This is a genomic window from Thiobacillus denitrificans ATCC 25259 (assembly GCF_000012745.1).
GTDB classification, from domain to species: domain Bacteria; phylum Pseudomonadota; class Gammaproteobacteria; order Burkholderiales; family Thiobacillaceae; genus Thiobacillus; species Thiobacillus denitrificans_B.
In genome coordinates this window covers 2,339,559-2,352,049 of the sequence record NC_007404.1, presented here as the reverse complement: position 1 = coordinate 2,352,049, position 12,491 = coordinate 2,339,559, and the positions used below count along the sequence as shown (strand labels likewise).

General features: G+C 65.2%; 11 protein-coding genes. 6 read left to right on the top strand and 5 right to left on the bottom strand.

Features of this window, described 5'->3' with window-relative positions; all coding sequences use genetic code 11:
* Positions 1 to 465 precede the first annotated feature (465 nt).
* From TBD_RS11435 to TBD_RS11420, 4 genes are read left to right on the top strand one after another with little or no spacing between them, the layout of a single operon-like run.
* Positions 466 to 792, top strand: a complete 327-nt coding sequence (locus tag TBD_RS11435) for a type II toxin-antitoxin system Phd/YefM family antitoxin (protein WP_238376450.1) — start codon at positions 466 to 468, stop codon at positions 790 to 792.
* Positions 785 to 1,168 carry a type II toxin-antitoxin system RelE/ParE family toxin gene (locus TBD_RS11430; RefSeq protein WP_011312789.1) on the top strand — a complete coding sequence of 128 codons (384 nt, stop codon included), beginning with the start codon at positions 785 to 787 and terminating at the stop codon, positions 1,166 to 1,168. Before TBD_RS11435 ends, TBD_RS11430 begins: the two co-directional genes overlap by 8 nt.
* A gap of 43 nt (positions 1,169 to 1,211) precedes the next feature.
* Positions 1,212 to 2,822 (top strand): site-specific DNA-methyltransferase, encoded by a 1,611-nt coding sequence (locus tag TBD_RS11425; RefSeq protein ID WP_041432736.1) that lies wholly within the window; start codon positions 1,212 to 1,214, stop codon positions 2,820 to 2,822.
* A gap of 32 nt (positions 2,823 to 2,854) precedes the next feature.
* Positions 2,855 to 5,563 carry a DEAD/DEAH box helicase gene (locus tag TBD_RS11420; RefSeq protein WP_011312787.1) on the top strand — a complete coding sequence of 903 codons (2,709 nt, stop codon included), beginning with the start codon at positions 2,855 to 2,857 and terminating at the stop codon, positions 5,561 to 5,563.
* A gap of 73 nt (positions 5,564 to 5,636) precedes the next feature.
* On the opposite strand, the gene TBD_RS11415 is transcribed toward TBD_RS11420, so the two are convergent.
* The 4 genes from TBD_RS11415 to TBD_RS11400 all read right to left on the bottom strand — a co-directional run bounded on the left by TBD_RS11415 (position 5,637) and on the right by TBD_RS11400 (position 9,613).
* The gene (locus tag TBD_RS11415; RefSeq protein ID WP_011312786.1) at positions 5,637 to 6,434 is read right to left on the bottom strand and encodes an ABC transporter ATP-binding protein; all 798 of its coding nucleotides are present in this window, start codon (positions 6,432 to 6,434) and stop codon (positions 5,637 to 5,639) included.
* A 124-nt stretch (positions 6,435 to 6,558) separates the two neighbouring features.
* Complete coding sequence (gene ntrB, locus TBD_RS11410) at positions 6,559 to 7,458, bottom strand: nitrate ABC transporter permease (protein ID WP_011312785.1); 900 nt, start codon at positions 7,456 to 7,458, stop codon at positions 6,559 to 6,561.
* 52 nt (positions 7,459 to 7,510) lie between these two features.
* Positions 7,511 to 8,782, bottom strand: coding sequence for a CmpA/NrtA family ABC transporter substrate-binding protein (locus TBD_RS11405; RefSeq protein WP_011312784.1), 1,272 nt, complete (start codon positions 8,780 to 8,782; stop codon positions 7,511 to 7,513).
* A 264-nt stretch (positions 8,783 to 9,046) separates the two neighbouring features.
* On the bottom strand, positions 9,047 to 9,613 hold the full coding sequence (locus tag TBD_RS11400) for an ANTAR domain-containing response regulator (protein WP_011312783.1): 567 nt from the start codon (positions 9,611 to 9,613) through the stop codon (positions 9,047 to 9,049).
* Between the two features lie 329 nt (positions 9,614 to 9,942).
* Between TBD_RS11400 and TBD_RS11395 the strand changes: the two genes are divergently transcribed.
* Entirely contained in the window at positions 9,943 to 10,707 is a 765-nt protein-coding gene (locus TBD_RS11395) for an extracellular solute-binding protein (RefSeq protein WP_011312782.1), read from the top strand.
* A gap of 22 nt (positions 10,708 to 10,729) precedes the next feature.
* Here the strand turns inward: TBD_RS11395 and TBD_RS11390 are convergent, their stop codons facing one another.
* On the bottom strand, positions 10,730 to 11,530 hold the full coding sequence (locus TBD_RS11390; protein WP_011312781.1) for a dienelactone hydrolase family protein: 801 nt from the start codon (positions 11,528 to 11,530) through the stop codon (positions 10,730 to 10,732).
* 108 nt (positions 11,531 to 11,638) lie between these two features.
* Between TBD_RS11390 and TBD_RS11385 the strand changes: the two genes are divergently transcribed.
* Positions 11,639 to 12,490 carry an energy transducer TonB gene (locus TBD_RS11385; protein WP_011312780.1) on the top strand — a complete coding sequence of 284 codons (852 nt, stop codon included), beginning with the start codon at positions 11,639 to 11,641 and terminating at the stop codon, positions 12,488 to 12,490.
* Position 12,491 lies beyond the last annotated feature (1 nt).

Below are 12,491 nucleotides of genomic sequence, written 5' to 3'. Positions count from 1 at the left end.
CCCGTGTTGCGACGCGCAGCCATGGCCTGCGTCCGTGTCATGCCGCCGCGCCCGCCGCCGCGGCGACACGACGGTGTATTTTCCCTGAAAGTGCGCGTCCGGCGCAGCGCGAAGCGGATCGATCAATCATAGCCGTCGCGACGCGGCGATGAAGCGGCGGATCGGCTCCTGTTCGCGAGCGATTGCGCGTAGCGGATTTTTCGAGCCAGGCGATTCAGCCCGCAAGGACGGTCATTGCGGGGCCAGCGCGCGCTCGGAACCAAGAGCCGCGCAACCCGCAACAAGGCCGGGCCGCGAGCACTCGGATCGACCCGAGTGGAGACCGCTTGCAGCGCCTTACTGTCATCGCTCCGCCGGATGCGGAAGCACCGAGGATGGACGGAGCGGGGTGACGCGCAGTATGCTGTGCACAATTCTGTCATCCCATTCGAGGAGCTTGCCATGGGGTTTACTACTGGAGACGTGGTGCCATTCACGCAGGCACGCGCGAATCTTTCGGAGTTGGCCGACCAGGCCAAGGCCGGCGCCGAGAAGATCATCACCAAGAACGGCGAGAGTTATGTCGCCCTGATCGACGCCGACCGGCTCGATTACTACCACCGGCTGGAACGCGAGCGCATCCACCTGCTGCTGATCGACGATGCGCGCCGCGGTCTGGCCGACATCGATGCGGGCCGCACCTTCGCTGCGGATGACGCCATCGAGCGGCTGCAACAGCGCCGCGCCGCGACTGGAGCTGTCGAATCGGCTGCAGGAAAGCCCAGCAGAAAGCCCGCCAATAAGCGTGGCTGACCGCCCCTGCCGGGTCGAACTGACCGCGAGCTTCCTGCAATGCCTCGAAGCGGTCGAAGCCTTTCTGCGGGAAGCTGACGCCGAGCAAACCTTCGATGCGCTGCTGGCCGAGTTGCGCGGCTCGGTCATTCCGAACCTGAGCCGCTTCCCACGCATCGGCCGGCGCTACCTCGACAATCCACCGCAGTCAGCCGAAGCACTGGCCGTGCTCGCAGCGCTGCCGGCCGGCCGAGCCGATGCCCTGCGCGTATACCTGCACGGCGATTACCTGATTCTGTATATCGCATCGGAAACCGATGCCACCGTTTACCTGCTGTCCGTCCGGCATCACCGCCAGCTTTCGTTCGACTTTGCCAGGCTGTGGCTCGGGGCCTGATGGCTACCGCGCAAGCCAGAAACTGACCGCTACAACCAACAACATGCCAACACTGCACTGGGTAGGAAAAGACAAGGTGATCAACCACCACCACGATGTGCCGTTTCGCGTGCTCCAGAAGGTTTCGACCTTTACCGCGCCCGAAGGCACGCCCGCGAATACCACCGACAACCGCATCATCCACGGCGACAACCTCGAAGCCCTGAAGAGCCTGCTACCCGAGTTCGAGGGCCGCGTGAAGTGCATCTACATCGATCCGCCGTACAACACCGGCAACGAGGGGTGGGTCTACAACGACGCCGTCAACGATCCGAAGATCAAGCGCTGGCTCGGCCAAGTGGTGGGCAAGGAAGGCGAGGACCTGTCGCGCCACGACAAGTGGCTGTGCATGATGTATCCGCGTCTGAAACTCCTGCATCGCTTGCTGCATGACGACGGGTCAATTTGGGTTTCGATTGACGACAACGCCTCCGGCCTGCTGCGTCCATTGTTGGACGAAATTTTCGGGGGTGCCAACTTCGTCGCGACCGTCATCTGGGAAAAGGCAGACTCCCCCAGGAACTCGGCGCGCCAGTTCTCGACCGATCACGACTACATCCTCGTCTACTCCAAGAAGCCAGGCTGGACGCCTGCTCGCCTGCCACGCAACGAAGAATCCGATGCGATCTATCAAAATCAGGATGATGACGAGCGCGGCCCTTGGATACCAGGCGATCCCTTTGCCAACAAGCCGTATTCAAAGGGCTTGTACACGATCACGGGGCCTACCGGCCGGGAGTTTTCGCCTCCGGCTGGTCGCTACTGGCGTGTGTCAGAGGAAAAGCTGAGGGAGTTGGATGACGACGGCCGGATTTGGTGGGGTCCGACCGGCGAAGCTAGGCCCAGCATCAAACGCTATTTGAACGAGGTGGCCGACCTTGTGCCCCGCACACTCTGGACCAAGGAGGCCGTAGGTAGCAATCGTTCGTCCAAAAACGAACAGCGCGCGATCTTTGCTGGCACTGCGTCGTTTGACACGCCGAAGCCCAGCGCATTGATCGAGCGAGTTATCCAGATAGCAGCGTCGTCCAGCGACATCGTGCTGGATTCTTTCGCTGGCTCCGGAACAACTGGGCACGCAGTGATGAAGCTGAACGCTCAGGACTCAGGGGCGCGGCGCTTCGTGATGATCGAGACCGAAAGCTATGCGGATACGTTGACCGCCGAGCGGATCAGACGGGTGATGACTGGCTACGGCGAAGGCACGAAGGCAATGCAAGGCCTCGGCGGCGGCTTCGACTACTACATCGTCGGCGAGCCGATGTTTCTACCCGACGACAACCTCAATGAAGCCGCCGGCACCGAGGCCATCCGGGGCTACGTGGCCTACAGCGAGGGCATCCCCACTGCCGACCAGACCACAACCGACAACCCGCACAGCCCTTATCTGCTGGGCCTGAACCGGGAAACGGCCTGGCTCTTCCACTACGAGCCGGACCGTGCGACCAGCCTGGACATGGACTTTCTGGCCGGCCTGCGCTTTGGCGGCGATACCGGCGCCGGCAAGCCCGACACTGTGATCGTCTACGCCGACCGTTGCCTGCTGTCGAAGGACTTCATGATCCGGCACGGCATCGTCTTCAAGAAGATTCCCCGCGACATCACCCGCTTCTGACCGAAAAGAACAACAACGAGAGCAGACACACCATGGAACTCAAGGATTATCAGGCCCGCGTGCTGGCCGATCTGGCGGGCTACCTCGACGTGCTGGACGGCACGCCCAATCTTGCGCAGGCGTTCCGGGACTACTGGGCCGGCAAAGGCGTGCGGGTAGGCGGCGACGACGGTATCGAGCCCTACAAGAACACCGTGCCCGGCGTGCCGCACATCTGCGCCAAGGTGCCCACGGCGGGCGGCAAAACTTTCATTGCCGTGAACGCGCTCGATACGGTCTTTACCGCGTTGGCCAAACGCAGCCCAAGGCGGCCGAAGATGGTGGTGTGGCTGGTGCCTTCGCTGACCATCCTGGACCAGACGGTGAAGGCACTGAACAGCCCGGAGCATCCGTATCGAAAAAGGTTGGATCAGTTATTCCGGCATCGGGTGGCGGTGTACGAGAAGCGCGACCTGTTGATGGGCGCCGGCTTCTCCTACGACACGGCACAGGAGCAACTGTCCATCGTTGTGATGAGCTTCGATTCGCTGCGCGCCCGCAACAAGGAAGACCGCAAGATTTACCAGGAGAACGGCAACCTGGCTTCTTTCCTGCAGCCTGACCAGGGCGACCCCGGCGACTGGCTGCTGCCCGAGCACGATGCTTCGGCCCTGATCAACGTGATCCGGCGGCTGCGGCCGGTGGTGGTGGTGGACGAGAGCCACAACGCCGAGAGCCAGTTGTCGGTGGAGATGACGACGAACCTGAACCCGGACTTCATCCTCGACCTGACCGCCACGCCGCGCAACAACAGCAACATCATCAGTTTCGTGGACGCGCTGGCGCTGAAAAAGCAGCACATGGTGAAGCTGCCGGTGATCGTGGCCAACCGCACCAGCAAGGGCGAGGTGATCGAGTCGGCGCTGATCCTGCGCAGGCAGCTCGAAGACCTGGCCAAGCAGGAAGAGGCGGCAGGCGGCAAGTACATCCGCCCCATCGTGCTGTTCCAGGCGCAGCCGCGCACGGATGAGGACAACACCACCTTCGAGAAGATTCGCGAGAAGCTGATTGAGCTGAAGATTCCGGCCGAGCAGATCAAGATCAAGACCGCCGACATCAACGAGCTGAAAGACGTTGACTTGATGAAACGGGATTGCCCGGTGCGTTTCATCATTACGGTGAACGCGCTCAAGGAGGGCTGGGATTGCCCGTTTGCGTACATCCTGGCTTCGCTGGCCGACAAGACTTCGGCCGTGGACGTAGAGCAGATACTGGGGCGCGTGCTGCGCATGCCGCATGTCCAACAGCACGGCCATGACCTGCTGAACCTCGCCTATGTATTTACCGCCAGCAACCGCTTCATGGATACGCTGCAAAGCGTGGTGAAGGGCCTGAACCGCGCCGGCTTTTCTGACAAGGACTATCGCGCCATCGACGCCCAGGCAGCGGACACGGCGGCACAAGCGGGTGCTGCCGGTACCGAGCAACTGCCCTTGGGGGGGCTGTTTGGGCAGGCAACAGCCGATGCCGAGGCAGAACCGGTCGGTGAACTGGACGTGAGCGGCGTTTCACCAGATTGGGAGGCCGCAGCCGCTACCACGGCGCAGGCTGGCACGGGCGCGAGGGAGTCCGGCGCCACGACGCCAGACGTCACACCGGCCAGCGCGGCCTTCGTCGCCGACATCAAAGCCCGCGCACTGGCTGAAAACCAGGCCTTCGAGGAAAAGGCGCAGGCCGGCAACGACGACGTTTCACCGGAACTGGAAGACAAGATGAACCGCCACAAGATCAAAGACATCTTCCGCGACGAAGCCTTGGCGGTACGCCTGCCGCAGTTCTTCATCCAGGTGCAGAACGGCGGCTTCTTCACGGAAGAGCAGCCGTTTCAGTTGTTCGAGCGCGAGGAATTACTTAAGGACTTTCGCCTGTCGCAGGGCGACGCGACGATCTCGTTCGAGGATGTCGAAACCGAGATTTATCGTGTCGACCTGGAGCAGTTGGGCGATGAGAACTACGCGCCGCGTGCTTTCAAATTGGCGGCGCGTGAGCGCGTGCAGTTCACCAACTACCTGCTGGCGTTGTCGCACGAAAGCCAGATGATGAACCTCGTGTCACGCCTGACTGAACTCGTGGGCAACATGTACCCGATCACCGACCCCGAGGTGAAGGAGTACATCCGTCGCGTGGTGACCGGCATGAATGCCGAGCAAATCCGTGATTGCATCGAGCGCGATGTGGCCTACGTCCGCAAGATCAAGCAGAAGATCACGGCGCTGGCCAACGCGCATGCGCAGAAAACCTTCACCGACATGCTGGACGTAGACCGGATCGCCATGCAGCCAAGTTTCGCGCTGCCGGACTCGATCACGCCCAGCGCCAATGCCTCCGCGGTGCCGAAGAGCTTGTACGTCACCGAAGCCGCCATGGGGGACTTCGAGCGCCGCGTAATTAACGACGTAGCCAACCTGGGCAGCGTGCAGTGGTGGCACCGTAATGGCTCGCGTGGGAAGGGCTTCAGGATCAACGGTTTTCTGAACCACTACCCCGACTTCATCGTGAAAACTAAGCCAGGCCGGATCATTTTGTTGGAGACCAAAGGCGACGACCGGGACAACACGGATTCCGAATTGAAGCTGAAGCTCGGCAAGCTGTGGGAGGCGAAGGCCGGGCGCGGCTATCGCTACATGATGGTGTTCGAGCACAACCCAATCGACGGGGCCGAGCGGCTGGCCGATGCGTTGGTGAAGCTCCGCCAGCTTTGACCAACGCGTAAGCGACCAGCTCAAGGATTTCTGCTCCCTCCGCGGGCCGCATGGATCGGCATCCTGTGTCCCTTTAGGCCGCCTCCTTCGGCCGCATCTGCCGGTTATACAAAAACTCCAGCACCCGACTGCGCAGCGCGTGGTATTGCGGGTCGTGGGCGAGTCGCAGCCGGTCGCGCGGACGCGGCAGGTCGACGTCGAGGATATCGCCGATCGTCGCCGCCGGGCCGTTGGTCATCATCACGATGCGGTCCGATAGCAGCACGGCCTCGTCGACGTCGTGGGTCACCATGATGACGGTGCTTCCGGTCGCGGCGACGATCTTCATGAGTTCGTCCTGCAGGTGGGCGCGGGTCAGGGCGTCGAGCGCACCGAACGGCTCGTCCATCAGCAGCACCTTCGGCTCCATCGCGAGCGCCCGTGCGATGCCGACGCGCTGCTTCATGCCGCCGGAGATTTCGCCCGGCAGCTTTGCCGCCGCGTGGGCGAGGCCGACGAGGTCGAGCGCGGCGGCCGTGCGCACCTTCAACTGCGCGCGCGGCTCCTTGCCGCCGAAGACCTTCTCGACCGCGAGGTAGACGTTCTGAAAGGTCGTGAGCCACGGCAGCAGCGAGTGGTTCTGGAACACCACCGCGCGCTCGGGCCCGGGGCCGCGGATTTCCTTGTTGGCGAGCAGCAGCACGCCGTCGGTCGCGTCGAGCAGGCCGGCGACGAGGTTGAGCAGCGTCGACTTGCCGCACCCCGAGTGGCCGATCAGCGCGATGAATTCGCCGCGCGCGACGTCGAGGTTGACGTCGGTCAGCGCGGTGAACGTGCCCTTGCGGGTGTGGAACGCCATGCCGGCGTTTTCGATCTGGAGGTAACGTTGCATGTTTGAATTCCTTCGGGGGATCAGGATTCAGGGGTCGGGGGTCAGGGGAGGTCGCTTCGCGGATATGGGAAGGCGCGGCCGGAGGCCGCACGTCCCCTGATCCCTGCATCCTGACCCCTGATCCCTACTCGTAAGAGAACCGCTTCGCCAGCACCATCAGCCCCTGCTCGAGCGCGAGCCCGACGAGGCCGACGATGAAGATCGCGATGATGATGTGGGCGACGTTGAGGTTGTTCCATTCGTCCCACACCCAGAAGCCGATGCCGACGCCGCCGGTCAGCATTTCGGCGGCGACGATGACGAGCCAGGCGACGCCGATCGACAGGCGCACGCCGGTCAGCACGTGGGGCAGCACGGCGGGGAAGAGGATGCGCGTGAACACGCGGAACTCGGACAGCTTCAACACCCGCGCGACGTTCATGTAATCCTGCGGCACGCGCTGCACGCCGGCAGCGGTGTTGAGCACCATCGGCCAGATGCTCGAGATGAAGATCACCCAGATCGACGCCGGCTCGGCCTTCTGCAGCACGAGCAGGCCGATCGGCAGCCACGCGAGCGGAGAGACCGGGCGCAGGATGCCGATGATCGGCGCGAGCATGCGGTTCAGAAAATCGAAGCGGCCGATCATGAAGCCGAGCGGTATCCCGACTGCTGCTGCTGCGCCGAAGCCGACGCCGACGCGATAGAGCGAGTTGAGGACGTTCCAGCCGATGCCCTGGTCGTTGGGCCCGTTGTCGTAGAAGGGGTCGGCGAACAGCGCGCGTGCCGCCTCCCAGGTCTCCGTCGGCCCCGGAAGCGTTTGCCCGCTGTTCGCGACCAGCGCCCACAGCGCCGTGAAAAGCAGCAGGCCAAGCAGCGGCGGAATCGCGTTCTTCACCAGCGTCGCGCCGCCGTCGAGCAGGCGGCGGCCGGCGTCGGTCTCGAAATAGGGCGCGTGTCGCGCCGGCGGCGTGGGAAGCGCGACGACTTCGGCTTTCGCCGGAAGCGCGCTGCGCGCTTGGTTTCTTGCGTTGATTGCGTGCATGGGGTAGTCCTCCAAGGGTGATGCGTCGGACTCGGATCGAAGCGGCGCTCGCTCAGGCCTTGATTCGGAAGCCGTCGGCGTAGGCCTGCGGGTTCGAGCCGTCCCAGACCACGCCGTCGATGAGTTTCGAGGCGCGCATGTCGGACGACGGCAGGGGCGTTTTGGTCAGTGCCGCGGCGTCCTTGTAGACGTCGATGCGGTTGACCGTCCTCGCGACCGCGAGATAGTCGGGATGCGTCTTCAGCAGCCCCCAGCGCTTGTGCTGGGTCAGGAACCACATGCCGTCGGAGAGGTAGGGGAAGCCGACCTGGCCGCCGGCGAAGAACTTCATGGAGTTCGCGTCGACCCACTTGCGGCCGATGCCGTTGTCGTACTGGCCGCGCATGCGGCCTTCGATCGAAGCGACGTCGGTGTTGACGTAGGACTTGGCGGCGATGAGCTTCGCGACTTCGGCGCGGTTTTTCAGGTCGTCGATGTACTTCGACGCGTCGAGGATCGCCGCGACCATCGCCCGTGCGGTGTTGGGATAGCGCTCTACGAATTCGGCGGTCGTGCCGAGCACCTTCTCGGGGTGGTCCTTCCAGATTTCCTGCGTCGTGACTGCGGTGAAGCCGATACGGTCGCGGATCGCGCGCGCCCCCCAGGGTTCGCCGACGCAGAAGCCGTCCATGTTGCCGACGCGCATGTTGGCGACCATCTGCGGCGGTGGCACGACGATGTTCTTGACGTCGCGGAAGGGATCGATGCCGTAGGCGGCGAGCCAGTAGTAGAGCCACATCGCGTGGGTGCCGGTGGGAAAGGTCTGGGCGAAGGTGTATTCGCGCGGCTCGGCCTTGACGAGCTTGGCGAGGCTCGCGCCGCCGCTCACGCCCTTCGCCCTCAACTGGTTCGAGAGCGTGATCGCCTGGCCGTTGTTGTTGATCGTCGCGAGCACCGCCATGTCCTTTTTCGGCCCACCGATGCCGAGCTGCACGCCGTAGATGAGGCCGTAGAGCACGTGTGCGGCGTCGAGCTCGCCGTTGACGAGCTTGTCGCGCACCGCCGCCCACGACGCCTCCTTGCTCGGCGTGATCGTGAGGCCGTACTTCTTGTCGAAGCCCTTGACCGCCGCGACGACGACCGACGCGCAGTCGGTCAACGGAATGAAGCCGATCTTGAGCGCGGCCTTCTCGGGCGCGTCGGAGCCCGCGGCCCACGCGCCGCTGCGCACGCCCGGCGGCACCAGCGCCATGAGCGCGGCGGCGGCCGAAAGTCGAGCGCCCTGCTTGATGAAGTCGCGTTTGCTCGGGTCCTGTATGCGGGATTTGTCCTGGCTGTCGGTCACGGTCGTTTCTCCAGATGAAGCAAATAAAAAAGGCGTCGCCTCGGAGGGCGGACGCCTTTGTCCAGAAATCGGAATGCGGGGGGATGCCGAATGCCGCTGCGTTGCGACGCTCAACCGGGATTTAGCAACGGCTGTGCCAGATCGGCCAAACCCAGGCGGGAGCAGGGTTTGCGGACCACGTCGACAAACGCTGCGCGTGCCTGTGGCGGGACTTTCGCACGCGCCCGGTGCAGCGAAGCCGTGTCGCGCACCAAGGCGACCCGCTCACGCCGGCGGCTTTTGCAGGATCTGTCGTGCGATGTCGGCAAGCTTCAGTCCGCGGTCCATCGCCGCGCGGCGCATCTCGCCGTAGACCTCGGGCTCCGATGCGCCGCTGTGCTTGATCAGTAGCGCCTTTGCGCGATCGATGAGCTTGCGTTCGGACAGTTCGCGCCGTGCTCGCTCGAGTTCGTCGTGCAAGCCCTGGAAGGCCTCGAAGCGCGAGACCGCGACGTCGAGAATCGCGCGCAGCCGCGCCGGGTCGAGGCCGTCGACGACGTAGGACGTGACGCCGGCCTGCGTCGCGGCGCGGATCGATGCCGGGCTGCCGTCGCCGGTGAACATCACGATCGGCCGTGGGCAGTCGCGGCTGGCGACACAGACCTGCTCGAGCGTATCGCGGTCTGGCGAATCCTGCGCGACGATCACGACGTCGGGCTGCAGCGTCCGGACCTGTGCGTCGAGGCTGCGCGCCGAATCGAGCGTCGCCGCGACCACGCAGCCCGCGTGCTCGAGCGCGGGCACCAGCATTGCCAGCCGTTCCGGCTGGTTCTCTACGATCAGTACGCGCATGTTCTATCCGCCCGTTTGCAGCCGTCCAAAAAAAGGCAACACGGACCGCCGTCGATCGGTGCTGTCCGACAACGCCCACGGCCAGTGAGCAGTGCGAATAGAGCAGGCGGCGTGCCAACTGTGCCGGCCTTTGCGTATCAAGGGATTAGGGCGTTGCGCCGCGAAAGTCCGCGGCCCCACGGCGGGCGCTTGTGGTGCATGCACGCGCGGAGCGGGTCAAAACGGGGCGCTCGATCGGCGGCGGACCCTGCCGCCCGTATTGGCCGCGGCAGAACTTTTGCGCGGTCCCGCCGGTCCTCTTCGCTTCTGCGAGACGCCAAGGAGCCGCCATGAATACCTTTGTCCACACGCTGATGACCGGGCTGATCGGGCTGTTCGCACTCGTCGGCGCGGCGCAGGCCGCCGAAACGCTGAACGTCTACGGCCCCGGCGGCCCGGCGCCGGCGATGAAGGAGGCCGCGAGCGCGTTCGAGAAAAAAACCGGCACGAAGGTCGTGGTCACCGCCGGGCCGACGCCGGAATGGATCGACAAAGCCAAGGCCGACGCCGACGTCGTCTACGGCGGGTCCGAGCACATGATGACCGACTTCGTCGGCGCGATGGAGGGGCGGATCGACGCGCCCGAGGTGGAGCCGCTGTACCTGCGCCCCTACGCGATTCTCGTCCGTCCGGGCAACCCCGCGAAAATTTCGGGCGTCAAGGATCTGCTGCGCCCCGGCGTGCAGATTCTTGTCGTGAACGGCGCCGGGCAGACCGGGGCGTGGGAGGACATGGCCGGCCGCAAAGGCGACATCGAAACGGTCAAGCGCCTGCGCAAGAACATCGTCGCCTACGCCAAGAACAGCGCCGAGGCGAAAAAGACCTGGACCGAAACGCCCGACATCGACGCGTGGCTGATCTGGAACATCTGGCAGGTGGCGAATCCCGATCTCGCCGAGGTCGTCAAAATCGAGCGCGACTACGCGATCTACCGCGACACCAACGTCGTCCTCACGACGCAGGGCAAGACCCGCGCCCCGGCCCGCGAATTCGTCGACTTCCTCGCCTCCGACGCGGGCGAGGCGATCTTCCGCAAGTGGGGCTGGTCGCGCTGAACGCCGGGGTCGGCCCGGGCGTTCAGGAACGTGCGCAGCGCATGTCGGGCGAGAGCTTCATCCATTGCACGAGCCAGTTCTTGGCCCGCTCGCGCGCGTGCCGCGTCGCGACTTTTTCCTCCGGCGTCTGGTCCGGACGGAAGTCGAACGCGCGCCGCGCCATCGGGTATTCCTGCCATTCCACCGGCACCCCGCGCTCCCACAGCGCATAGAACGCGCGTCCGCCGTTCATGCGGCGCAGCTCGTAGTCGGCGTCGCCGATCAGGAACAGCATCGGCGTCGTGATCTGCGTGACTTCGGGCGCGATGCGGAAGAGTTGGTCCGGCTCGGGCGCGTTGGGGTTCTGCATGTGGCCGTAGTAGCTCACGATCGCGGCGAGGTCGGCGCCGCGCTTGGCGGCGAGCCGGATCGCGTAATAGGGCCCGCGTGACAGGCCGACGACGCCGACCTTGCCCTTGCACGCGTTCGGCAGCGACTTCAGATAGTCGAGCCCGGCCTCGACGTCCATCTCGGTCTCGGGGTCGTGCGCCGACGGCCAGCGCTCGATGAAGCGGCCGCTCTGCCAGTCCGGGGCGACGACGAGGAAGCCCTGGGCCGCAAGCTCCCGCACGTGGGCGCGCTCGTCGCCTTCGTAGCCGCGCTTGGCGTGGATGAAGAGGACCGGCGGGAACGGACCCTTGCCGGCAGGCGTCGCGACCTCGACCGGGACGTCGCTGCCGTCGGCCGCGCGGATCGTGGCCTTGACGAGTTCGACGTCGGCGCCGCGCGCGGGCGCCGCAAGGGCCGATGCTAAGATGGCGGCCGCGATGACGAGTCTTTTCATGCTGTGCTCCCTGGCTGTGTCCCGGCCTCATTCTAGGGCCGCCGCGTCGCTTTTCCCTGCAGTCCAAACGTACCTGACGCGGCCCCGGTTCGCGCAGGACACGCGCGCGTGAACCGCGCCGAATTCGAAGAACCGACGATCCCGACGCGGCTGCGCCGCCCGCTCGCCGCGGTCTGGATCTCGATCGGCGTGCACGCGGCGCTGGTCGCGCTGATCCAGGTCGCGCCGCCAACCTCGCGTGGCGTCGACCCAGCCGTCATCGAGGCGCGGCTGATCGACGCGTGGACGCAGCAGCGGGAGCCGGCGCAATCCGAAGCCGCGCCGGCCCCCCCGACCACGCGGGTGGCCGAAGCGCGCCAATCCAACGAGCGCCCGGCCGAGCCGCCCCGAGCGGAACAGCCCCGATCCGAACCAGCAAGCCCCGAAGTCGCGCCTGTTCGCCGGCCCGCGGCGCCGGACCTTGAGGCGCGCGCGGAGGCCCGACAGGGGAAATCGCCTGATCCGGCGCCTGCGCCAGCCCAACCGGCGCCCGGTGCGGCCGCGGCTCCGGTGCCAGCGCCCGCCGCGAACGAGGCAAGCGAGGCAAGCGAGGCAAGCGAGGCAAGCGAGGCGCGCCGGTCGGTCGCCCCGCTCGAAGTCACGAGCGCCGTCGACCTCACCTATTACAGCGCGCGCGAACTCGACGTGCAGCCGCGCGCGCTGCGCGAAATCGTCCCCGACTATCCGCCGCTCGCCGATCGCAGCAGGATCTCCGGCACGGTCCGCCTGCAGGTCGAGCTCGAGGCCGACGGCCGCGTGCGCGACGTCAGCGTCGTCAGCGCCGACCCGCCCGGCGTGTTCGACGATTCCGCGCGTGCTGCGTTTCGCGAGGCGCGCTTCGCGCCGGCGCAAAGACAGGGTCGCCCGGTTCGTTCTCGCGTGCTGATCGAGGTCGTGTACGACTGGGAGGGGCGGAATTGAG